Annotated in this window: 26 protein-coding genes; all 26 read left to right on the top strand. The window is 39.6% G+C overall.

The annotated features are described in order from the left end of the window. Window positions 1-36 precede the first annotated feature (36 nt). The 26 genes from ACQKN3_RS11185 to atpD all read left to right on the top strand — a co-directional run bounded on the left by ACQKN3_RS11185 (window position 37) and on the right by atpD (window position 24,171). Window positions 37-1,314 carry a UDP-N-acetylglucosamine 1-carboxyvinyltransferase gene (locus ACQKN3_RS11185; protein WP_427711399.1) on the top strand — a complete coding sequence of 426 codons (1,278 nt, stop codon included), beginning with the start codon at window positions 37-39 and terminating at the stop codon, window positions 1,312-1,314. A gap of 156 nt (window positions 1,315-1,470) precedes the next feature. Next, window positions 1,471-2,436: a class II fructose-bisphosphatase gene (gene glpX / locus ACQKN3_RS11180; protein WP_079524630.1), complete on the top strand. Its 966-nt coding sequence runs from the start codon at window positions 1,471-1,473 to the stop codon at window positions 2,434-2,436. A 190-nt stretch (window positions 2,437-2,626) separates the two neighbouring features. Then, window positions 2,627-3,910, top strand: a complete 1,284-nt coding sequence (gene rho, locus ACQKN3_RS11175) for a transcription termination factor Rho (RefSeq protein WP_251689867.1) — start codon at window positions 2,627-2,629, stop codon at window positions 3,908-3,910. A gap of 252 nt (window positions 3,911-4,162) precedes the next feature. Next, on the top strand, window positions 4,163-4,363 hold the full coding sequence (gene rpmE / locus ACQKN3_RS11170; RefSeq protein WP_008404481.1) for a 50S ribosomal protein L31: 201 nt from the start codon (window positions 4,163-4,165) through the stop codon (window positions 4,361-4,363). Between the two features lie 420 nt (window positions 4,364-4,783). Next, complete coding sequence (locus tag ACQKN3_RS11165; protein WP_427711396.1) at window positions 4,784-5,356, top strand: thymidine kinase; 573 nt, start codon at window positions 4,784-4,786, stop codon at window positions 5,354-5,356. A 192-nt stretch (window positions 5,357-5,548) separates the two neighbouring features. Continuing rightward, window positions 5,549-6,625, top strand: a complete 1,077-nt coding sequence (prfA, locus tag ACQKN3_RS11160; RefSeq protein WP_251689865.1) for a peptide chain release factor 1 — start codon at window positions 5,549-5,551, stop codon at window positions 6,623-6,625. Next, on the top strand, window positions 6,612-7,475 hold the full coding sequence (prmC, locus tag ACQKN3_RS11155) for a peptide chain release factor N(5)-glutamine methyltransferase (RefSeq protein ID WP_427711394.1): 864 nt from the start codon (window positions 6,612-6,614) through the stop codon (window positions 7,473-7,475). The genes prfA and prmC overlap by 14 nt, the downstream gene beginning before the upstream one ends. A gap of 43 nt (window positions 7,476-7,518) precedes the next feature. Continuing rightward, complete coding sequence (locus ACQKN3_RS11150) at window positions 7,519-8,133, top strand: stage II sporulation protein R (RefSeq protein ID WP_427711392.1); 615 nt, start codon at window positions 7,519-7,521, stop codon at window positions 8,131-8,133. 31 nt (window positions 8,134-8,164) lie between these two features. After that, window positions 8,165-9,196: an L-threonylcarbamoyladenylate synthase gene (locus ACQKN3_RS11145; RefSeq protein ID WP_427711390.1), complete on the top strand. Its 1,032-nt coding sequence runs from the start codon at window positions 8,165-8,167 to the stop codon at window positions 9,194-9,196. Between the two features lie 112 nt (window positions 9,197-9,308). Then, window positions 9,309-9,806, top strand: a complete 498-nt coding sequence (locus ACQKN3_RS11140) for a manganese efflux pump (RefSeq protein ID WP_427711388.1) — start codon at window positions 9,309-9,311, stop codon at window positions 9,804-9,806. Window positions 9,807-9,816: 10 nt separating this feature from the next. Then, entirely contained in the window at window positions 9,817-10,275 is a 459-nt protein-coding gene (locus ACQKN3_RS11135) for a low molecular weight protein arginine phosphatase (RefSeq protein WP_353056561.1), read from the top strand. Window position 10,276: 1 nt separating this feature from the next. Beyond that, on the top strand, window positions 10,277-11,569 hold the full coding sequence (locus tag ACQKN3_RS11130) for a methyl-accepting chemotaxis protein (protein WP_427711386.1): 1,293 nt from the start codon (window positions 10,277-10,279) through the stop codon (window positions 11,567-11,569). A gap of 291 nt (window positions 11,570-11,860) precedes the next feature. Next, window positions 11,861-12,220: a c-type cytochrome gene (locus ACQKN3_RS11125; RefSeq protein WP_251690050.1), complete on the top strand. Its 360-nt coding sequence runs from the start codon at window positions 11,861-11,863 to the stop codon at window positions 12,218-12,220. Between the two features lie 290 nt (window positions 12,221-12,510). Next, a complete protein-coding gene (gene rpiB, locus ACQKN3_RS11120; RefSeq protein ID WP_008404461.1) occupies window positions 12,511-12,951 on the top strand; it encodes a ribose 5-phosphate isomerase B in 441 nt (146 codons plus the stop codon). Between the two features lie 14 nt (window positions 12,952-12,965). Next, a complete protein-coding gene (locus ACQKN3_RS11115) occupies window positions 12,966-13,520 on the top strand; it encodes a TIGR01440 family protein (RefSeq protein ID WP_427711384.1) in 555 nt (184 codons plus the stop codon). Between the two features lie 67 nt (window positions 13,521-13,587). Then, the gene (gene glyA / locus ACQKN3_RS11110; protein WP_427711382.1) at window positions 13,588-14,832 is read left to right on the top strand and encodes a serine hydroxymethyltransferase; all 1,245 of its coding nucleotides are present in this window, start codon (window positions 13,588-13,590) and stop codon (window positions 14,830-14,832) included. A 220-nt stretch (window positions 14,833-15,052) separates the two neighbouring features. Next, window positions 15,053-15,682 (top strand): uracil phosphoribosyltransferase, encoded by a 630-nt coding sequence (gene upp, locus ACQKN3_RS11105; protein WP_251689856.1) that lies wholly within the window; start codon window positions 15,053-15,055, stop codon window positions 15,680-15,682. Between the two features lie 109 nt (window positions 15,683-15,791). Then, window positions 15,792-16,946 (top strand): non-hydrolyzing UDP-N-acetylglucosamine 2-epimerase, encoded by a 1,155-nt coding sequence (gene wecB, locus ACQKN3_RS11100; RefSeq protein WP_427711379.1) that lies wholly within the window; start codon window positions 15,792-15,794, stop codon window positions 16,944-16,946. A 613-nt stretch (window positions 16,947-17,559) separates the two neighbouring features. Then, window positions 17,560-17,931, top strand: a complete 372-nt coding sequence (locus ACQKN3_RS11095; RefSeq protein ID WP_251689854.1) for an ATP synthase subunit I — start codon at window positions 17,560-17,562, stop codon at window positions 17,929-17,931. A gap of 30 nt (window positions 17,932-17,961) precedes the next feature. Further along, window positions 17,962-18,687 (top strand): F0F1 ATP synthase subunit A, encoded by a 726-nt coding sequence (gene atpB / locus ACQKN3_RS11090; RefSeq protein ID WP_251689853.1) that lies wholly within the window; start codon window positions 17,962-17,964, stop codon window positions 18,685-18,687. Window positions 18,688-18,764: 77 nt separating this feature from the next. Further along, window positions 18,765-18,989, top strand: a complete 225-nt coding sequence (atpE, locus tag ACQKN3_RS11085) for a F0F1 ATP synthase subunit C (RefSeq protein WP_008404451.1) — start codon at window positions 18,765-18,767, stop codon at window positions 18,987-18,989. Between the two features lie 167 nt (window positions 18,990-19,156). Continuing rightward, complete coding sequence (gene atpF / locus ACQKN3_RS11080) at window positions 19,157-19,678, top strand: F0F1 ATP synthase subunit B (RefSeq protein WP_251689852.1); 522 nt, start codon at window positions 19,157-19,159, stop codon at window positions 19,676-19,678. Further along, a complete protein-coding gene (locus ACQKN3_RS11075) occupies window positions 19,675-20,211 on the top strand; it encodes a F0F1 ATP synthase subunit delta (RefSeq protein ID WP_008404449.1) in 537 nt (178 codons plus the stop codon). The genes atpF and ACQKN3_RS11075 overlap by 4 nt, the downstream gene beginning before the upstream one ends. Before the next feature lie 29 nt (window positions 20,212-20,240). Then, window positions 20,241-21,749 (top strand): F0F1 ATP synthase subunit alpha, encoded by a 1,509-nt coding sequence (gene atpA, locus ACQKN3_RS11070; RefSeq protein ID WP_008404448.1) that lies wholly within the window; start codon window positions 20,241-20,243, stop codon window positions 21,747-21,749. A gap of 99 nt (window positions 21,750-21,848) precedes the next feature. Then, window positions 21,849-22,706 carry an ATP synthase F1 subunit gamma gene (gene atpG, locus ACQKN3_RS11065; RefSeq protein ID WP_251689851.1) on the top strand — a complete coding sequence of 286 codons (858 nt, stop codon included), beginning with the start codon at window positions 21,849-21,851 and terminating at the stop codon, window positions 22,704-22,706. Between the two features lie 49 nt (window positions 22,707-22,755). After that, window positions 22,756-24,171 (top strand): F0F1 ATP synthase subunit beta, encoded by a 1,416-nt coding sequence (gene atpD, locus ACQKN3_RS11060; protein ID WP_008404446.1) that lies wholly within the window; start codon window positions 22,756-22,758, stop codon window positions 24,169-24,171. Window positions 24,172-24,192: the final 21 nt, after the last annotated feature.

Genomic DNA, 24,192 nt, shown 5'->3' with positions numbered 1-24,192 from the left:
ACTGTGAAATTTGTCCAATGTAAGGGAGAACACAAAATGGATGTTTATAAAATTCAAGGCGGAAATCGTCTAAAAGGTAAAATAACCGTTAGCGGTGCAAAAAATAGCGCAGTTGCTTTAATTCCTGCATCAATTTTGGCTGATTCTTCCGTTACCATTGGAGGAATTCCAGAGATTTCAGATGCATGGACGTTAAAGGCACTACTTGAAGAAATTGGCGGCGAAGTAACATTCGAAAATGGCAAGATGAAGATTGATCCATCAAAAATGGTTGCGATGCCGCTGCCAAACGGCAATGTTAAAAAATTACGTGCTTCCTATTATATGATGGGTGCCATGCTTGGACGTTTTAAACAAGCGGTAATCGGCATGCCAGGCGGATGTTTTTTAGGGCCGCGTCCAATTGATCAACATATTAAAGGTTTTGAAGCTTTAGGAGCAAAAGTAACAAATGAGCACGGTGCCATTTATTTACGCGCAGAAGAACTAATCGGTGCGAAAATTTACCTGGATGTTGCAAGTGTCGGCGCAACAATTAATATTATGCTTGCAGCAGTGCGTGCAAAAGGGAAAACTACAATCGAAAATGCAGCGAAAGAGCCTGAAATTATTGATGTTGCAACACTATTAACCAATATGGGTGCCAACATTAAAGGGGCAGGAACGAGCGTTATTCGTATTGAAGGTGTCGATGAGCTAAAAGGTACAAAACATACAATTATACCGGACCGGATTGAAGCAGCTACATTTATGATTATGGCTGCAGCAATTGGTGATGGTGTACTCATCGATAATGTTATTCCGCTTCACATGGAAGCCGTCACAGCGAAACTTCGCGAAATGGGTGTAACTGTGGAAGAGAATGAGGAAAGCATCTTTATTTCCAAGCAAAAGAAACTGCAGGCAATTGATGTAAAAACACTTGTCTACCCAGGATTCCCGACTGATGTTCAACAGCCTTTATCTGTATTAATGACACAGGCGGAAGGTACTTCGATGATTACAGATACGATTTATTCTGCTCGTTTCAAGCATATAGATGAACTGCGACGTATGAGTGCAAAAGCTCGTGTTGAAGGCAACACTGCCATCATTCAAGGACCTGCATCTTTGGAAGGATCCACGGTAACGGCAACAGATTTACGCGCGGGTGCTGCATTAGTATTGGCTGGACTTATCGCAAAAGGTGAAACAGAAATTCACGATATTTACCATATTGAGCGCGGCTATAGTTCGTTAATCGAAAAGCTGTGTGCAATCGGGGCAAATATTCGTAAAGAGTCCATTGTCATTAATACAAAGAATAATGCATAAATTTGCTATAATTCGTGATCAGAATCGCGCAACGATGAGAGTATGATAATATATATTTGGGTAATGAAAATATGTTAGTTCATAATACAATTCAAAAAAGCAGTTAATTTAGGCTGTTAAAATCGGTTTTAACCGATTACAGGAGGCAAACACAAAATGGAACGTAGTTTATCAATGGAAGTAGTACGTGTAACAGAAGCAGCAGCGATTGCATCAGCGAAATGGATGGGACGCGGACTTAAAAATGAAGCGGACGACGCAGCAACAACAGCGATGCGTGTTATGTTTGATACAATCCCAATGCATGCGACAGTTGTAATTGGTGAAGGAGAAATGGATGAAGCACCGATGCTTTATATCGGTGAAGAATTAGGGCTTCGAAATGGCGGACCTGAAGTTGATATCGCAGTAGATCCATTAGAAGGTACAAATATCGTAGCAAAAGGTACAAATGGCGCGATGACAGTACTGGCAATTGCAGACCGTGGCAATCTATTAAATGCGCCTGATATGTATATGGATAAAATAGCTGTAGGACCGGAAGCAGCAGGAAAAGTTGATATTAACGCTTCTGTTACGTACAACTTATTGCAAGTGGCAAAGGCAAAAAATAAAGATATTTCCGATGTGGTAGCAACACTTTTAGACCGTCCACGTCATCAGCATATTGTCGATGAAATCCGTGAAGCGGGTGCACGTATTAAATTCATCCAAGACGGTGATGTAGGTGCAGCGATTAACACAGCATTCGATGAAACTGGTATCGATATTATGTTCGGTATGGGTGGTGCCCCAGAAGGCGTTATTGCGGCAGTTGCATTAAAATGTTTAGGTGGCGATTTCCAAGCGAAACTAGTGCCTGAAGATGAAGAACAGCTTGCTCGTTGCGTAAAAATGGGAGTCGACGTAGATAAAGTATTAATGATGGAAGACCTAGTTAAAGGCGATGATGCTATTTTTGCAGCAACAGCTGTAACAGATTCTGAGCTTTTACGCGGTGTTCAATATAAAGGTTCCTATGCACTTACACATTCAGTTGTTATGCGTGCAAAAACAGGAACAGTACGTTTTATCGAAGGTCGCCACAGCATTGAAAAAAAACCAAAGTATGACCAAATTTAACTTCCCGTATAATGTAAGTAGCCTCAAATAGAAAATGCCCATTTTCAAATTACTTGCACTATAATATAATAAATGCCCAGTGTAAAAACTGGGCATCTTTCAAATAAAGTGTAGTATACTTCTCTTACACAAATTCCTAAACAATAACTTAATTTTTTCAAATTAAATTTTAATAGACTGGAGAAAACGTATGACAGCATTAACAATTGCTCAATTAGAAAGCATGACATTAAAAGAATTATATGCTTTAGCGAAGCAATACAAATTATCAAATGCTAGTAAGCTAAATAAAAAGGAACTAATTTTTGCAATCTTAAAAACCCGCTCTGAACAAGAAGGCTTCTTCTTCATGGAAGGTGTTTTGGAAATTATTCCTACAGACGGCTTCGGATTCCTGCGCCCGATTAACTACTCTCCTTCAAAAGAGGATATTTACATTTCTGCTTCCCAAATTCGTCGCTTCGATTTACGAAATGGTGATAAAGTTTCAGGGAAAGTTCGTCCACCAAAAGAAAATGAACGTTACTATGGCTTATTGCAAGTTGATGCTGTAAATGGCGAGGACCCTGAAGTTGCAAAAGAACGTGTGCATTTCCCTGCATTAACGCCGCTTTACCCGAATCGCCATATCAAATTGGAAACAGTTCCTACAAAACTTTCGACGCGTATTATGGATTTAGTAGCGCCGGTTGGTTTTGGTCAGCGTGGTTTAATTGTTGCGCCGCCAAAAGCCGGTAAAACATCTTTATTAAAAGAAATTGCCAATGCGATTACGACAAACCATCCGGAAGCGGAACTGATCGTACTACTTATCGATGAGCGTCCGGAAGAAGTAACGGATATCGAACGTTCAGTTAATGCAGACGTAGTATCTTCAACGTTTGATGAAGTGCCTGAAAACCATGTAAAAGTAGCGGAAATCGTTTTGGAACGTGCACGACGTCTAGTAGAACAAAAACGCGATGTTATTATTTTAATGGATTCGATTACACGTTTAGCACGTGCCTATAACTTAGTAATCCCGCCAAGTGGCCGTACACTTTCAGGTGGTATTGACCCTGCTGCATTCCACCGTCCGAAACGTTTCTTCGGTTCTGCCCGCAATATCGAAGAGGGCGGCAGTTTAACAATTTTAGCGACTGCTCTTATTGATACAGGCAGCCGTATGGACGAAGTAATTTATGAAGAATTCAAAGGAACGGGTAACCTTGAACTGCACTTGGATCGTAGCTTGGCAGAACGCCGTATTTTCCCGGCAATCGATATCCGCCGTTCAGGTACACGTAAAGAAGAGCTTCTTATTCCGAAAGACCAGCTTGATAAATTATGGGCAATCCGTAAAACATTCAGCGATTCACATGACTTCGGTGAAAAGTTCTTACGCAAAATACGCACAACAAAAACAAACGAAGAATTCTTTGAAAAGCTTGATACAGATATGAAGAAAGCTACGAACGGTAAAGGGTTGTTATAGAATTTTAGAACATTGCCCGAAATGAAAATCAAGTTCTTGATTTAGTGAGGAACTACATACATTCAATTTCGTAAAATAATATAAAATAGTTGCAACCTTTTTTAAAACTTGCTATACTTCTTTAAGTATGAAACGTGCACATATATAGCTGACCTTAACACATTACGTATGTAGTGACATATTCGGGCTATGTAAGGTGCAGTTCGAAAATACTCTGTTCCGGATGGTTCAGGGCGAGAGGAGAAAACGAATATGAAACAAGGTATCCACCCAGATTACAAAGTAGCAACAGTAACTTGCTCTTGTGGTAATTCTTTTGAAACAGGTTCAGTTAAAGAAAAGATCTCAATCGAGTTCTGTAACGAATGTCACCCATTCTATACAGGTCGTCAAAAGTTCGCTTCTGCAGACGGACGTGTAGATCGCTTCAACAAAAAATATGGTATGAAATAATACCTCTGCCCATTTCCGGATTTCCGGAAATGGGTTTTTAATTTTTGTAGAGCATTAATTTTGTTTTATTAGAAGATATTGCGCAGTTATTAAAAAAATTTTGCGGGTTATTAAAAATCCGAAACGTTTATTTGAAAACCGCAATGCGATATTAGAAAATGTACATATTATATTAGAAGTTCAAACTTTTATTAGAAGAAATAAAAATATATTAGAGGAAATTAGAAGATATTAGAAATCTTTCGCACATGTTTTTCTAAAGAGAAAGATTCTAATAAATAGAGCACCTTTTGCAATAGACGAATGACAAAAAACTAGCTAAGATAAAAGAAGTAAAAGTTGACCTTGAGTTAGATACTCAAGGTTTTTTGTTGGTGAAAAAACGAACTTGCAATTTTAATTAGAAATGAGGAAATAGAAATGGCGCAATTATTTTATAAGCATGGGGCGATGAATAGCGGGAAATCGATTGAAATTTTAAAAGTTGCCCACAATTATGAAGAGCAAAATAAAGCGGTACTGATTTTTACTTCAGGAATTGATACACGCGATGAAGTTGGAACAGTTTCAAGCCGAATCGGTTTAAGACGTCCGGCGATTGCGGTGTTTGAAGATACAAACATATATGAAATAGTAGAAAAACACGAAGAAAGATTATATTGTGTACTTGTAGACGAAGTACAATTTTTATCAAAAGAACATGTATTGCAGCTGACTCAAATTGTCGATGAGCTGAACATTCCTGTTATGGGCTTTGGCTTGAAAAATGACTTCCAGAATGAGCTGTTTGAAGGCAGCCGTTATATGACGATATACGCGGATAAAATTGAGGAAATGAAAACTATTTGCTGGTTCTGTCATAAGAAAGCGACGATGAATCTCCGAGTAGATGAAAATAAAAAACCGGTCCGTACAGGTGATCAGATTCAAATTGGGGGTAATGATAGTTATTACCCTGTTTGCCGCAAATGCCATTCCAAACCGCCACTATAATTTAGAGTGAACGGCACAACCAAATTTAAATATATGAATGCCAATGTGTAAATGATATGAAGAAAGTTCAACATAGATGTAGCAACAACCGTAAAATTTCTTTATACTAGTAAAGGTGCATTTTAACGTGACTCGTGAGAAGACGAGTGAAATACAACTAATAACAAAATAACTTTTAGAGGTGAAATATAGATGTTTGATCGTTTACAGGCGGTTGAAGACCGTTACGAAAGATTAAATGAATTACTAAGCGACCCGGATATCGTCAGCGATTCCAATAAGCTTCGCGAATATTCGAAAGAGCAATCCGATATTCAGGAAATGGTAGAAGTATACCGTGAATACAAATCGGTGAAAGAGCAACTGGCAGATACACGCGAATTAATGGAGATTGAAAAAGATGCAGATATGCTGGAAATGATGAAGGAAGAGTTTAACGATTTAAACAAACAAGTTCCAGAGTTAGAAGATCGTCTGCGTATTTTATTAATCCCTAAAGACCCGAACGATTCGAAAAACGTAATTATGGAGATCCGCGGTGCTGCTGGTGGTGACGAAGCCAATATTTTTGCTGGTGACCTATTCCGTATGTACACACGCTATGCGGAAACGCAAGGCTGGAAAGTGGATGTAATGGAAGCAACACCAAACCCGGCAGGCGGATTTAAAGAAGTAATCTTCATGATCAACGGTCAAGGTGCATATTCAAAATTCAAATATGAAAATGGCGCTCACCGTGTTCAACGTGTACCTGCGACAGAATCACAAGGCCGTATCCATACATCAACTGCTACGGTAGCATGTTTACCGGAAGTACATGTAGAAGATGTAGAAATTCATGAAAAAGATATTCGCGTTGATACATTCGCTTCATCTGGTGCAGGTGGTCAGTCAGTAAATACAACGATGTCTGCTGTTCGTATGACCCACTTACCGACAGGTGTTGTCGTTTCGATGCAAGATGAACGTTCACAAATTAAGAACCGTGAAAAAGCGATGAAAATTTTAGTAGCACGTGTAGCGGATAAACACCGTCAGGAAGCACAGGCTGAAATCGATGCAACACGTAAGACAGCAGTAGGAACAGGCGACCGTTCTGAACGTATCCGTACTTACAACTATCCACAAAACCGCGTAACAGATCACCGAATTGGTTTAACGATTCAAAAACTTGACCAAATCGTTGAAGGTAAGCTGGATGAAATCATCGATGCACTTATTTTAGATGAGCAGGCAACACGCTTATCAAATTTAAATGAAGATGCATAAAACCATTTTTGAGGCCCTGAATGGGGCTTCTTCTTTTTTAGAGGAAAACGGTCGCGAAGGAAATGCCGCACGGATTTTATTACAGCATATTTTACAGACAAGCTATTCAGAATTAATGATGAAGATGCACGATATTCTACCCGAAGAGCAGCAACAGCAGTTTGATGCTTTTATTCAAGAGCATGTGAAAGGGCGTCCTGTACAATATATAACGGGCGTAGAAGAATTTTACGGACGCTCATTTATAGTTGATGAATCGGTACTGATCCCTCGTCCGGAAACGGAAGAACTGATTGTTGGAACGATTGAGCGGATCCGCAAGTTATTCGGAGACAAGCAAAATCTGAAGTTTGCCGACATTGGGACTGGCAGTGGTGCCATTGCCATTACAATGAAGAAGGAATGTCCGCAGCTTGGTGTAACAGCAACGGATCTTTCACCTGCAGCACTTGCAACAGCACAAAAAAACGCTGAGCAGCTGCAAGCGGAAATTGAATTTAAGCTAGGCGATTTAACAGAACCGATTGCAAATGAAAAATGGGATGTTGTCCTTTCTAATCCGCCGTATATCGCATATGAGGAAATGGAGGATATGTCCGATGTTGTCGTAGCGCACGAACCTCATCAGGCATTGTTTGCCGATGAAGAAGGACTCTTGCTTTATCGTAAACTAGCAGAAAATTTACCGGCTCTTATGAAGAGGCCGGCATTAATTGGGCTGGAAATCGGTTATACACAAGGAGAAGCCGTAGCGAATTTTTTCAAAAAAAGCTTTCCAAATGCCCATGTATCAGTCATTCAAGATATAAATAAAAAAGAACGTATTGTTTTTTGTGAGATTAGTGAATAAAAAATAGATTCCTTGTAAACAATGTTTGCAAGGGGGAATGATTATGTTACATGATTACGATATTCAAAATGAATCCAATCTATTTTTAGCGATTGCTAAATTACTAATAAGTGTTCTATTTTTATATTGCGCTGCTACGTTTATACCTACTTTCGTAGATGAGGTACGCATTGATCAGGGAGAAAGCAATGACCAGTTAAAGTTCCGTGTTATTGCAAACAGTTCGACAAATGCCGACCAGCTTATCAAATATGAGGTTGTGGAAACAATTCAAACTTATTTGCAAAATACACCTGAATTTTCAGAAGATATCCACAGTGTGGAAAACATGTATCAGGAAATTCAGAAAACTTACCCACAATTAAAAATCGCCTATAAGTTTGGGGATAACTTAATTCCCCCGAAATGGGTGGCTGGTCAGTTTTATCCGCAAAAAGAGTATTATTCTGTTAATTTCATTATTGGACAAGGTCGAGGCGAAAACTGGTTCTGTGCAGTGTTCCCAACGCTTTGTATAGTTAATGAGCCGGTGGAAAATGAACGGCCGCCATTTTTTATTGCTGAATGGTGGGAAAAACATATGGAAAAAAGTGATCCACAAAACACAGAAGAACTTGTAGAAAATGATCCAACTTACTCACAATTTGTGGATAGTTAACTCAAACATTTACAGAAAGGAGGAAAAAGTAATGCACACTTTCCAATTAAATGTGGATGAATTTGTGGATAATTCAGAAAATTATACACAGGCTGTGGATTTATTAAATAACGGCGAAATAGTCGCATTTCCGACAGAAACCGTATATGGCTTAGGTGCTGTTGCGACAAATGAGCTGGCCGTGAAGAAAATATATGCTGCAAAAGGACGACCTTCGGATAATCCCTTGATTGTACATATAGGAACAGTGGAAGAAGTATCGTTATATACAACAAATATTTCGGAAGTTGCCCAAAAATGTATGGATGCTTTTTGGCCTGGTCCATTGACACTTGTCATGCATGCAAAGCCGAATGTTTTAGCGTCAAGTGTTACGGCAGGATTAGATACGGTTGGTATTCGTATGCCCGATCATCCAGTAGCACTGGAACTTCTTCAAACATTAAAGAAACCGTTAGCAGCGCCTAGTGCAAATCGCAGCGGTAAGCCTAGTCCGACAAAAGCCGAACATGTATTTGAAGATTTGCAAAACATTATTCCTTGTATTTTGGATGGAGGAATGACGGGGATCGGACTTGAATCGACCGTTTTGGATGTCACACTGGATACACCAGTTATTTTGCGTCCGGGCGGGGTAACGAAAGAAATGCTCGAAGCGGTAATCGGACCAGTTATTGAGCCAAGTCTGGAACAGCAGAAAATTGAATCGACACCAAAAGCGCCTGGTATGAAATATACCCACTATGCACCGGAAGCTCCCGTCTATTTAATAGATGCAAATAAAAAAGCGATTGAAATGGCTATTGCCGAATTAAAACCGGTACATAAAGTGGCCTTATTGGCACCGCAAAACTTTGAAGAGATTGAGGCCGATTATTATTTTTCATTCGGAAGTGCACATGATCTTGAACAAATGAGTGCTTCGCTATATGATGCATTGCGTGCATGCGATAAAACGGATGCCACGATTATTCTAGCGACGGCAACATCAAAAACAGGTGTTGGTACAGCTATTATGAACCGTCTGGAAAAGGCGGCAGGCGGCAAATGGTACGCACTATAAGAATAAAACCACATCTTGCAACATCGGGATGTGGTTTTTGTGTATAAACAAAAGGATATTTCCCGGCCTAAAAGCATAAATTACAACAGCGCTTAGTGGAAGAGGGGAATAGATGCAAGAAGTAGTTGCCGGGATCTTAATGTCGTTCGATGTCGTTGCACTGTATTTAATTGCTACAAATGTTAAGGCAAAATGGTTATTAGCTTTATGGACGGCATTTTTACATATGCTTTTTCCATTACTCGGTTACCGCTTTGGGGAATGGCTTGCCGTCTATTTAACAAACTGGGCATCAGGCCTTTCTACACTGTTATTGTTTTTTGTTGGACTGCAATTACTGCTCTCGAAGAAAGATGAAAGTTTTCCGGCAATGTCTTTACCGATAATTGCGATTTTTGCAAGTGTTGACACCTTTTCAGTTAGCCTTTCTTTTGGTATGCTAAATTTACAAAAATATGTTTTTATTATCAGTGCTGGCCTATCAACATTTATATTGTCATATGCGGCATTGATAATAGCGCAAAAATCACCAATTTTTAAAAATAACGCATTAAAAAAAGTAGCAGGAATCCTCCTGATTATTATGAGTGTAATGCTACTAAAATGGTAAACTAGAGGGTGTGAGGAACATTAATATTTATTTTATTTGTACAGGCAACACATGTAGAAGTCCTATGGCAGCAGCAATTTTACAAGCAAAAAACTATGAGAATATTACTGTGCGTTCAGCAGGTATTTATGCGCACGAAGGCAGTGACATGTCCCTGAACGCAAAGGAAATATTACACAGGAAAAATATTGCGCAATCGCACCGTTCATCTCAATTTACAGTAGAAGATGCACAATGGGCGGATTTAATTTTAACGATGACGACCGCTCATAAAGAAATGGTCATCCGTTTAGTAGAAGAAGCGGCACATAAAACGTTTACGTTAAATGAATATGTTGCGATGGAAACAGGACTTGATATTCAAGATCCATTCGGTGGAAACCTGCAAGTATATGAACAAACATATGAGCAATTGAACGAAGCAATTAACAAGCTGGAAACTAAATTGAAGTTGGAGGATAAAATTTAACATGGACTCTCAGAAAAAGATCTTTAGTTTGCGCCGGAAGCTCGTATTGTTTGTCGGGATATTAGCGCTAATTACCTACACTTGCAGTTTTGTATTTATCGAATATTTACACCCAATGTTTTTTGAAACGACTAGCACAAGCGTATTTCAGATTATTACCTATTTATTAGGAATCTTTTGGTCATGTGCATTGGCAGCTGTTTTTGGTTTAGTCATTGTTCGCCCTTTACAGCAATTGGAGCGCAGTGCAAACCATGTAGCGGAAGGTAAAATCGGACAAGATGTTGAAATGCCGAAAACAAATGATGAAATCCGCTCTGTAGCAGAGGCATTCCAAACAATGGTGTTTAATTTGCGTAAAATGGTAAACGGCATCGAAGATAATTACAAGTCAACCGATGAAACGATTTTGAAATTGTCGGAAGAAAGTATCTCTGTTACGAACAATGCCGGGCAAATTACAAGCAATATTAGCCAAATTTCATTAGGGGCTGAATCTTCGGCAGTTGCTATTCAAGAAACAGTAGAAGCAATTGAAGAGGTTCGCACATTAGCCGCGGAAGTGAACAATAAAGCACTACATACGGCAAGTCGCTCAAAAAATCTTTTGACAAACTTAACATCTACAACGGATTCGATTCATGGTGTTGTAAACAGTATTAAAAAAATCGCAACCGATAATGAAAATTCATTAGTAAATATTCGCGAGCTGGAAAAAAATGCTGAGCAGATTGAACGGATTATAGGTTTAGTAGGCGATATCGCAGGACAAACAAATTTACTTGCTTTAAACGCATCGATTGAAGCTGCACGAGCAGGTGAGCATGGGAAAGGCTTTGCAGTTGTTGCAGAGGAAGTCCGTGGTTTGGCGGATGAAAGTGCAAGTGCTGTGCAGGGGATTACAACATTGATCCACACGATGCAGCAAAATGTTTCGGTAGTAGTAAAACAGATGGACGAACAAGTATCATTTGCGGTAAATGAATCATCACGTGTTTCTGAAACAACGTCAGCAGTTGAAGGTATGACAAAATCTGTTTATGAAATGGCCGATGATGTTGTCCAAATTTCAGAATTAGTCGCACAGCAAATGAAAAATATTGAACATACGTCACATCAATCACAGGAAGTGGCGGCAATTGCAGAGCAAACTTCTGCAAGCGCACAGGAAGTAACATCCGCTTCACTGGAACAGGCCGAAGCGATCAAGCAAGTAGAAGAACTGGCGAGCAATTTGAAACAACAGTCTGCAGAGCTGTATCGAATGATTCAACAATTCGACCGCACACAGTAGATCGGAATATAGGTTTAAAATACCTGATGGATAAACGGACATGTTTATCTGTTGGGTATTTTTATTTCGTTCGTGAGTGCATTTCAATGAAGTTTTCTAATATAAAGGGAAGATTGTCTAATAACCGTGTTAAAGTTCTAATAATATGTCGATCTTCTAATATCCGAAGCGAATGTTCTAATAAACAATACCAAGCTTCAAAATCATGTACACGTTTCGAAAACAAAAAGCCTGGGTATGGTACACTATTGTTTACAATAATTAGTCCTGGGGGGATTTATATTGAACAAAATGAAGTACTGGCTACTGATGGGTGTAGTCGTAGCGGGTCTTGCTGGATGTGGAGACGCAGAGGATGCGGATACGACAGATTCAGTTGACTCAACACCGGCCGAATCCACTGAATCATCAGGAGGAACGGATTCAGCTGAAACTACAGATGTCTCAGCGGGTGAAAAAGTGGCAAATGCCAGCTGTGTAGGGTGTCATGGCGGAGATTTAACGGGAGCAATGGGGCCGGACTTAACGAAAACTTCTTTATCAAAAGAGGAAATTGTTGATGTCCTAGTCAATGGTAAAGGTGCAATGCCGTCGGGTACAGCAGATGGGGAAGAAGAAGCGGTAGCCGAATATATTTTATCATTACAATAACTTTTGAAGACCTGCTCTAATCTGAGCGGTCTTTTTTATTGGGGACTAATTGCTCAAAAGCCTTTTTAACTTAACAAACTTACGTAAAGCTGAACATTGAAGTGATTTATAATAGAAAAATAAGAGAATAACATCCAAATGTTAACGATAAGGTACAATTATTCACTTAATATTCGTCTTTATGCATGTATTTTGAAAGTTATTCGGAAAAGACGTGTTATTCTTCCGGAATAAATGGTACACTGATGGTGAATATAATAAGTAATAAAATCGAGGCAGGAGGGATCTTCATGAGAATTGCAATTTCTTCAGATCACGGCGGTAATAATTTACGTAAAGAGATTATGTCACTACTTGATGAAATGTCAATCAGTTATGAAGACTTTGGTCCACAAACGGACGAGTCAGTAGATTACCCGGACTATGCACGTCCAGTAGCTGAGAGAGTAGCTGCAGGGGAATTTGACAGAGGAATTTTAATTTGCGGGACTGGAATTGGGATTTCGATTGCTGCAAACAAATTTAAAGGGATTCGTTGTGCACTTGTACATGACGTGTTCTCGGCAAAAGCGACACGTTGTCACAATGACTCAAACGTTTTAGCAATGGGTGAGCGTGTAATCGGTCCAGGTCTGGCACGTGAGATTGTTGCAACTTGGTTGGATACACAGTTTGAAGGCGGTCGTCATATTCGCCGTGTTGAAAAGATAACTGAAATCGAAGAAGGGTAACAGATGGTGATTCAATGACAAACTTACCCGATTTGCAAAAAGATTTAGCGCAAGCATTATCCGAATTTGAGCAACAAGTGAAGTTTTCTGAAGGTCAGCTATTTGTCATCGGCTGTTCCACATCGGAAGTGATGGGTGAGAAGATTGGAACAGCTGGTGCATTCGATGTAGCGCAAGTTCTATACAAAGAATTTTCAATATTCGCGCAAAGACATAAAATTCACTTAGTTTTCCAAGGCTGCGAGCATATTAACCGAGCGCTGACACTCGAGGCTGCAGCTGCTAAAATGTACCATTTAGAACCTGTTTCGGTCATTCCGGTCCGTACAGCAGGTGGCTCTATGTCTGCATACGCTTTTACACAAATGGATGAGCCTGTAATTGTGGAAACCATCCAAGCACATTACGGGATTGATATCGGTCAAACATTAATCGGCATGCACTTAAAAGCGGTTGCTGTGCCTTTACGAACATCTGTTAAACAATTAGGCGATGCAGTCATTACGTTAGCGACAACACGTCCGAAACTTATCGGTGGAGAACGTGCGCAATATACTGTAACACCTTAACGTTACATATATCATTTTGAATTGGAAACTCCGATCTAATCGGAAGTACATTTAGGGGGATTTGAAAATGGCATTTGAAAAATTAGCAGGACAAGACAAGGCAATTTTAGACGCAATTTTATTAGAGAAAAAACGTCAAAACACAAACATCGAACTAATCGCATCAGAAAACTTCGTATCGGAAGCTGTAATGGAAGCACAAGGTTCATATTTAACAAATAAATATGCGGAAGGTTACCCTGGCAAACGCTATTATGGCGGTTGTGAACATGTAGACGTAGTGGAAAACATTGCGCGTGACCGTGCAAAAGAATTATTCGGTGCAGCATATGTTAACGTTCAGCCACACTCAGGTGCACAAGCGAACATGGCAGTTTACCATACAGTTTTAAAACCTGGTGATACAGTACTTGGTATGAACTTATCACACGGTGGCCACTTAACACATGGTTCACCAGTAAACTTCTCTGGCATTCTTTATAATTTCGTAGAATACGGTGTAACTGAAGATACAAACTTAATAGATTATGAAGATGTTCGCCAAAAAGCATTGGAATCAAAGCCAAAATTAATCGTTGCTGGTGCATCAGCTTATCCTCGTGCAATTGACTTTGCAAAGTTCCGTGAGATCGCGGATGAAGTCGGTGCATATTTCATGGTTGACATGGCACATATTGCCGGCTTAGTAGCAGCAGGCGAGCACCAAAATCCAGTACCATATGCAGATTTCGTAACGACAACAACTCATAAAACGTTACGTGGTCCACGTGGCGGTATGATTTTAACGAAAGATGAAAAATGGGAAAAAGAATTAAATAAATCAGTATTCCCTGGTATTCAAGGCGGTCCATTAATGCATGTCATCGCTGCAAAAGCAGTATCTTTCGGTGAAGCATTACAACCGGAATTTAAAGATTACGCAAAACAAATTAAAGCAAATGCAGCTGCACTTGCAAAATCTTTAGTTGATGAAGGTGTTGAAATCGTTTCAGGCGGTACAGACAACCATTTACTTCTATTAAATGTGAAATCTTTAGGTTTAACAGGTAAAGTTGCTGAGCATGTACTGGATGAAGTAGCAATTACAACAAACAAAAACACTATTCCATTCGATACAGAATCACCATTCGTAACATCAGGTATCCGTGTAGGTACAGCAGCTGTAACTTCTCGCGGTTTCAAAGAAGAAGATGTAATCGAAGTAGGTAAAATTATCGCTTCAGTTCTTAAAAACCATGAAGATGCAGCAGTAAAAGAAGAAGCACGCAAACGTGTTGAAGCTCTTACAGCAAAATATCCTTTATACGCATAATTGAGTTTAAGCCTTCTATTTACAATATGTAGATAGAAGGCTTTTTTATTAGAAGAAATAACGAATAGATAGGCTACTAAAGCAAATCCTAATTGAAGATATATTTGTTCTATTTTTGTATTATAAAATGGGCAATTTTTAAAACATTCCTATCATAGTTTTCGTTAACTTTATTTTCTGTTATACTGTTTTAGATAAACAACAGTTAGGAGATGTCAACGTGAGTAAAGTATACGTATTTGACCACCCATTAATCCAACATAAGTTAACTTATATTCGAGATAAAGAAACAGGAACAAAAGAATTCCGGGAGTTAGTTGATGAAGTAGCAACATTAATGGCTTTTGAGATTACTCGGGATTTACCGCTGGAAGAAATTGAAGTGGAAACACCTGTTACGAAGGCGAAAGCGAAAGTATTATCTGGGAAGAAAATGGCGATTGTCCCAATTCTACGTGCGGGTATCGGAATGGTAGATGGCGTATTAAAATTAATTCCTGCTGCAAAAGTAGGTCATATTGGTCTTTACCGTGATCCGGAAACATTAAAACCGGTAGAATATTATGCGAAACTTCCAGCAGATGTTGAAGAACGTGACTTCATTATTGTTGACCCGATGTTAGCAACGGGTGGTTCAGCTGTAGAAGCGATTAATTCACTGAAAAAGCGTGGCGCTAAAAGCATTAAGTTTATGTGTCTGATCGCAGCTCCAGAAGGTGTAGAAGAAATTCAAAAAAATCACTCAGACGTAGATATTTACATCGCATCTCTAGATGAAAAATTAAATGATCATGGCTATATCGTACCAGGCTTGGGTGATGCCGGGGATCGTTTATTCGGAACAAAATAATAAATAAACGAGACGTCCGTAAGCAGTTGCGGGCGTTTTCTATTAATACGGCAAGTATACTAAACACTTGCAGAAAAAATTAATTATAGATTAGACAAGGAGAAGAATAATGACGAAGAAGTTTAAAGTTATGACGATTTTTGGAACACGTCCGGAAGCAATTAAAATGGCACCACTTGTGCTGGAACTGGAAAAGCATCCGGAACAAATTGAATCGATTGTTACTGTAACGGCCCAGCACCGTCAAATGCTTGACCAAGTGTTGGAAACTTTTGAAATTACACCGGATTATGATTTAAATATTATGAAAGACCGTCAAACATTAGTAGATGTAGCGACGAATGCACTTTTAGGACTTGATCGAGTAATGAAAGAAGCGAAGCCTGATATCGTGTTAGTACATGGTGATACGGCGACAACTTTTGTTGGAAGTCTGGCGGCTTTCTACAATCAAATTGCAATTGGCCATGTGGAAGCAGGACTTCGTACAGGTCAAAAATATTCACCTTACCCTGAAGAGATGAACCGTCAGTTAACAGGTGTAATGGCAGATTTGCATTTTGCGCCAACTGAGCAATCTCGTGCAAACCTGTTAAAGGAAAATAAACCGGCAGAAGCAATTTTCGTAACTGGTAACACGGCAATTGATGCATTAAAAACAACAGTCAGTGATCATTACACACATCCGGTTATTGAAAAAATCGGTTCAGATCGCATGATTTTACTAACAGCACACCGTCGTGAAAATTTAGGTGATCCAATGCGCAATATGTTCCGTGCAATTATGCGTCTATTGAACGAGCATGAGGATGTTCAGGTTGTTTACCCGGTGCATATGAATCCTGCAGTACGCGAAGTTGCAAATGAAATTTTAGGGGACAACCCACGTGTTCATTTAATTGAACCGTTGGAAGTATTTGATTTCCACAATTTCGCTGCCCGCTCTTACATGATTTTAACGGATTCTGGCGGTGTTCAAGAAGAAGCACCATCGTTAGGGAAGCCGGTGCTGGTTTTACGTGATACGACAGAACGTCCTGAAGGGATTGCAGCAGGTACATTAAAACTTGCGGGAACAGATGAAGAAGTTATTTACAAGATGGCAAAAGAATTGCTAGTAAATGATGAAGCTTATGAAGCAATGGCACATGCATCGAATCCGTATGGAGATGGATTTGCTTCAGAGCGTATTGTGGAAGCATTATTGAAATTTGCTCAAAAACAGTTAGTAGAAGAAATTATCGAAAAAGCAGAGACTCGATAATCCAAATAATTACTGAAATTTACTTAAAAATGAAATTGACAACAGGAAATAGCGTTTTCCTCCTGTTGTCAAGTATTAAATTCGCTATTATTGCCAAAAAATTTTTTCTTGGATATAAAAAATGAAACGACATGGAAAAAACGCATGAAATAGCGAATTTTAGCGTTAGTGAAAAAATGCAAAAAATATTTGTGCATAACTATACACAAATTTGTCAACAATTTGACAAGGAATGTATCTATGTGAAGTTTTTCACCATTACTAATTGACATCAAAAACCCCCTATTGTATGCTTACAAAGGGTAAGAATGATAAGAGTTTCGCCTAGTCAAAAGACGTTGAAACGCTTGTTATATCAAGTTTCTACTAGATTGACAGTTGAAACGAAACTCGTCAATTTGCAACGTTCTATGCGCCTGGATGAAGTCCGTTAAGATTAAGAGACATTTAGAAGTATGAAATGAATGTTCACTATGGAATTTTCCTGAGGTGGAAATTATTTACTACTTGTAACGGCCTCTAATTTTGTAGTGCATTTACTACGTTTTAAATTCATTTAATGGTCGATGAACACTTTCTTTACTCGAAAAAAGTTTCAGGAGATTAACTGCCAATGCTAAATTTGCATCACGTTTTTGCAATGCAGAAGAAAGCGTTCTTTTTTTTGCTTGCTGTTTGTACGTTAGGCTGGGGATTTTCGCCATATGATTCGATATTTGCTGGTATAGCCCTAGGTGCGTTCTTTGGTACGTATAATTTTTGGATTTTACTTCGACGTATGGAAAAATTTGACCGTTCCATTAGTGAAGGGACAAAAGTAGCATCTATCGGTACAGCGCTTCGCTTTGGATCAGGTGTTGCCGCAGTCGCAATCGCAATATCGTTGCCACAATATTTTCACTTAATAAGCACGGTCATTGGGCTGATGATTCCGTACATCTTTTTAGTAGTAGAAAGAGTAGTACATCATATAAAAAGCCACTAAGGTGCATTTGAAAGAGAGGTGAATGCAAAAATGGATCATACAGCTCCAGAGCTACATTTGGATTTAGGCTTTATGACGCTTACTTTCAACTTATCTACAGTACTAACTCTCTTAGTAGCTGCAGTCATCGTATTTATTATCGCTTTTGTTTCAACACGTACACTTGCGTTAAAACCGACTGGTATGCAGAACTTCATGGAATGGGTTATGGATTTCGTGAAAAATATTATTAAGAGTAACATGGACTGGAAAACTGGTGGACGCTTCCACATTCTAGGGATTACATTAATCATGTTCATTGCAGTGTCCAACTTACTTGGTTTACCAATGGGTGGTATTGCTTACGGCAGTGATTTATGGTGGAAATCACCAACAGCCGATCCAGTCGTAACAATGACATTAGCTTCGATGGTTCTAGTATTAACACAGTATTACGGCGTGAAAATGCAAGGTACAGGCGGTTATGCTAAAACATTCTTCCAACCAATGTCGTTTATGTTCCCGTTAAAAGTTATTGAAGAGTTTGCAAATACGTTAACTCTAGGTCTACGTCTATACGGTAACATTTATGCCGGCGAGATTTTACTAACGTTACTTACTGGTTTAGCAGTTTCAAGTGCGTTTGGTTTCTTCGGTGCAATCGTACCAATGATGGCGTGGATGGGATTCTCGATTTTCATCGGGTTTATCCAAGCTTTCATTTTCACTATGTTAACGATGGTTTACATGGCTCACAAAGTGAGTACAGACCATTAATTATAAGTTTCCGCATTCAATGTAGTGCGGTAATTTGAACCAAAAAAAATTACAACATCCAAGGAGGATATTATCAAATGGTAGGTTCAGTAGGTTTATTAGCAGCAGCAATCGCAATCGGTTTAGCAGCACTAGGTGCAGGTATTGGTAACGGTTTAATCGTTTCAAAAACAGTAGAAGGTATCGCTCGTCAACCAGAAGCACGTGGCGCACTTCAAACTACAATGTTCATCGGGGTAGCGTTAGTAGAAGCATTACCGATCATCGCAGTAGTAATCGCATTCATCGTAATGAACCAATAGTCTTCATTAAGATTATTAAATCCAGTGGCGAAGTAGACTTCTTTTGAAACCCTTCGCCATTAGTTTTGTGTATAAAAGATATACCCTTTTTATTTAATATTAAATATGAACAAAAAGTATGACAAAATATAGATTTTATTCAAGCTCTTGAAGGGAGTGAAACAATCGTGTTTTTAGACTATCTTGTACTAGGTGCAGGCGCTAGTGGCATTAACTTAGGTGATGCTCTTGCGACTTTAGTGATTTTCTTAGGTTTAATGGCACTTCTTAAAAAGTTCGCTTGGGGTCCTTTAATGGGTATCATGCGCGAGCGTGAAGAGTTAGTTGCGAGCGGTATCGATGCAGCTGAAAAAGCTAAAAAAGAAACACAAGCACTATTAGAAGAACAAAAGAGCCTTCTTAAAGAAGCTCGCACTGAAGCGCAATCAATTATTGAGAACGCTAAAAAGCAAGGCGAAGCAACTCGCGAAGAAATCGTGGTAACTGCACGCGCTGAAGCGAACCGTCTAAAAGAATCTGCTGTTCGTGATATCGAAGCAGAAAGAGAAAAAGCAATCGCTGCTGTACGTGAAGAAGTAGTTTCATTATCAGTACTTGCTGCGTCTAAAGTTCTTGGGAAAGAAATTTCTGAAGCAGACAATAGCGCATTAATTAAAGAAACGATTGCGAAGGCAGGCGAAGCGAAATGAGTCAATCGACTGTAGCAAATCGCTATGCTCAAGCAATTTACGAATTAGCATTAAGCAACAACCTTCTTGCAGAAGTAGGTGCAGATTTACGTGAGATCAAAACAGTATTAGCTACGAACGAAGAGTTTATGGCTTTACTTACTGCTCCGAAAATTTCTACTGATCGTAAGAAAGAGCTTATCGCTCAAATTTTAACGGGTGCACAGCCAATCGTTGTAAATATGGTTCAATTCTTAATTGAAAAGAAACGTTTAAATGAATTAACAGCTGTAGCAGACCAATATCAAGCATTATCAGCTGCCGCTCAAGGCACTGCAGATGCAAAAGTATACTCAACGCGTGAATTAACAGATGGCGAACGTGCAGAAATTTCTGCTGCTTTCGGCAAGTTAGTCGGCAAAGGGCAACTTAACATTACAAACATTATCGATGCGTCATTAATTGGTGGCGTACGCGTTCAAATCGGCAACTATATTTTCGACAGTACTGTAGCGTCTAAGCTAGAGGACTTAAAACGAACATTAGTTGGCTAAATCTTAAGAAATGTGAGAGGTGAACATACATGGGCATCAAAGCTGAAGAAATCAGCAGTCTGATTAAACAGCAGATTGAAGGTTATCAATCGGAATTAAAAGTAAGCGAAGTAGGTACAGTTATCACTGTTGGTGACGGTATCGCTCGTGCTCATGGCCTCGACAACGCCATGGCTGGAGAGCTTTTAGAGTTCTCAAACGGTGTTATGGGTATGGCACAAAACCTAGAAGAAGGTAACGTTGGTATCGTAATTTTAGGAGACTACCTAGGCATCAAAGAAGGCGATGAGGTTCGTCGTACAGGTCGTATTATGGAAGTACCAGTTGGTGAAGCACTAATTGGCCGTGTTGTAAACCCACTTGGTATGCCAGTGGATGGATTAGGTCCAATCAACACAACAAAATCTCGTCCAATCGAAAGTCCAGCTTTCGGTGTAATGGCACGTAAATCAGTACATGAGCCATTACAAACAGGTATCAAAGCGATTGACGCTTTAGTACCAATCGGTCGTGGTCAACGTGAGTTAATCATCGGTGACCGTCAAGTTGGTAAAACATCTGTAGCGATTGATACAATCTTAAACCAACAAGGCGAAGATATGATCTGTATCTACGTTGCAATTGGTCAAAAAGAATCAACTGTACGTAACGTAGTTGAAACTTTCCGTAAGCACGGTGCATTAGATTACACAATCGTTGTAACTGCATCTGCATCACAACCAGCTCCATTACTATACCTTGCTCCTTTCGCAGGTGTATCTATGGCAGAAGAATTCATGTTAGATGGTAAGCACGTATTAATCGTGTATGATGACTTAACTAAACAAGCATCAGCATACCGTGAACTTTCACTTCTTCTACGCCGTCCTCCAGGTCGTGAAGCATACCCTGGTGACGTGTTCTACTTACACAGCCGTCTACTTGAGCGTGCTGCGAAGTTAAACGAAACATACAAAAACGGTTCGATTACAGCGCTTCCATTCGTAGAAACGCAAGCGGGCGATATCTCTGCATATATCCCAACAAACGTAATCTCAATCACAGATGGTCAAATCTTCTTACAATCTGACTTATTCAACTCTGGTGTACGTCCTGCGATCAACGCTGGTTTATCAGTATCACGTGTAGGTGGTTCTGCTCAAATCAAAGCGATGAAAAAAGTAGCGGGTACATTACGTCTTGACTTGGCAGCATTCCGTGAGTTAGAGTCATTCGCTCAGTTCGGATCTGACTTAGACGCAATCACACTTGCTAAATTAGAGCGTGGTAAACGTACAGTTGAAGTTTTAAAACAAGACTTAAACAAACCACTTAAAGTTGAAAAACAAGTTGCGATCCTTTATGCATTAACTAAAGGTCACTTAGATGATATTCCAGTACAAGACATCGTTCGTTTCGAAAACGAATTCTTAAGCTGGTTAGATACAAACCACACAAATGTTTTAGATCATGTTCGTACAACTAAAGAACTTGCTCCAGACGCAGAGTATGTTGAAGCTATCAATGCGTTCAAAAAGACTTTCGCTAAATCTGAGTAAGAATTGAACGGTTTTTCACGCACAATACTGTAGCGTGAAAAACTGGACAACTCTTTTTTAATAAGAGCTTGATAAAAATCTAAAGGTGGTGAAATACCAGTGGTAAACTTACGCGAAATTAAAGGTCGTATTAACTCTACAAAGTCAACGAAGCAAATTACGAAAGCGATGCAGATGGTTTCTTCTTCAAAGTTACGTCGTGCAGAGCAAAACGCTAAGTCTTACGTTCCATACATGGAAAAAATCCAGGACGTAGTAGGCGCAATCGCAACAGGTACAAAAGACAGCGGACATCCAATGTTAACTTCTCGTCCTGTTAAGAAAACAGCTTACTTAGTCATCGGTTCTGACCGTGGTCTGGCAGGTGCTTACAACTCAAGCATCTTACGTCAAGTTCAAAGCACTATTGATAAACGTCACAAGTCTAAAGATGAGTACGTAGTTTTAGTAGTAGGTCGTGTTGTTCGTGATTACTTTGTAAAGCGTGGACACAATGTTATCGCAGATGTCGTTGCTCTACCGGACCAACCGTCATTTGCTGATATTAAAGAAATCGCTCGTAATGCTGTTGGTATGTTCATTGATGGTACGTATGATGAACTTTATATGTACTACAATCACTTCGTATCTGCAATTCAAAACGAAGTGACTATGAAAAAAGTTCTTCCTCTAACTGATATTGCACCTTCTTCAAGCAATGCTTCTTATGAATTTGAGCCATCAGGCGAAGCCATTTTAGAAGTATTACTTCCACAATATGCGGAAAGCTTAATTTACGGCGCGATTTTAGACGGAAAAGCGAGTGAACATTCAGCGCGTATGACAGCAATGAAAAACGCTACAGACAATGCAAACGATCTTATTGCAGACCTTTCTCTACAATATAACCGTGCACGTCAAGCGGCGATTACACAAGAAATTACAGAAATCGTTGGTGGAGCTGCTGCCTTAGAATAGGGCGCACTCACCAATGTCGTATAAGAATACGATAGGAGGGTACAAAGTAATGAACAAAGGACACGTTCTTCAAGTAATGGGTCCAGTAGTAGACGTAAAGTTTGCTAATGGTCAATTACCAGCAATTTATAACGCATTAACAGTTACAATTGAACGTCCTAACGAAGCTCCGACTACTCTTGCATTAGAAGTAGCGCTTCACTTAGGTGACGATTCTGTTCGTACGATTGCCATGTCATCTACTGACGGTTTACAACGTGGAGCAGAAGTAACAAACTCAGGAGCACCAATCTCAGTACCAGTTGGTGAAGCTACATTAGGTCGCGTATTTAACGTACTTGGTGAAGTTATCGACTTAGGTGAAGAAATTCCTGCTGAAGTTCGTCGTGATTCAATTCACCGCGAAGCTCCAACATTCGATGAATTATCAACTACTGTAGAAATCCTAGAAACAGGTATCAAAGTAGTAGACTTATTAGCACCATACATCAAAGGTGGTAAAATCGGTCTATTCGGTGGTGCCGGTGTAGGTAAAACAGTATTAATCCAAGAATTAATCAACAACATCGCACAAGAGCACGCAGGTATTTCTGTATTCGCAGGTGTAGGTGAACGTACTCGTGAGGGTAACGACTTATTCTTCGAAATGACAGATTCAGGCGTAATCAAACAAACAGCGATGGTATTCGGTCAAATGAATGAGCCACCAGGAGCACGTATGCGCGTAGCTTTAACTGGTTTAACAATGGCTGAGTTCTTCCGTGATGAGCAAGGTGCAGACGTACTTTTATTCATCGACAACATTTTCCGTTTCACACAAGCAGGTTCTGAGGTTTCTGCCCTATTAGGTCGTATGCCTTCAGCGGTAGGTTACCAACCAACACTTGCTACAGAAATGGGTAAATTACAAGAGCGTATCACATCTACTACTAAAGGTTCTGTAACTTCAATCCAAGCGATTTACGTACCAGCCGATGACTATACTGACCCGGCTCCGGCTACAACTTTCGCCCACTTAGATGCTACAACTAACCTTGAACGTAAATTATCTGAAATGGGTATCTATCCAGCGGTAGACCCACTAGCTTCAACTTCTCGTGCATTATCACCAGAAATCGTTGGACCAGAACATTACGCAATAGCTACTGGTGTTCAACGTACAATCCAACGTTACCGTGAACTGCAAGATATCATTGCTATCTTAGGTATGGATGAGCTAGGTGACGAAGATAAGAAAACAGTTGAACGTGCTCGTCGTATCCAGTTCTTCTTATCTCAAAACTTCCACGTAGCAGAGCAATTCACTGGTCAAAAAGGTTCTTATGTACCTGTAAAAGAAACTGTTCGTTCATTCAAGGAAATCCTTGATGGCAAATGGGATCACTTACCAGAAGATGCTTTCCGTCTAGTTGGTTCTATTGATGAAGTAGTAGCGAAAGCTAAAGAAATGGGCGTACAAGTCTAATTAGCTGACGAGGAGGAAAAA

The organism is Solibacillus sp. NPDC093137 (assembly GCF_050280445.1).
Taxonomy (GTDB): domain Bacteria; phylum Bacillota; class Bacilli; order Bacillales_A; family Planococcaceae; genus Solibacillus; species Solibacillus isronensis_B.
This window is presented reverse-complemented; position numbering and strand designations above follow the sequence as displayed.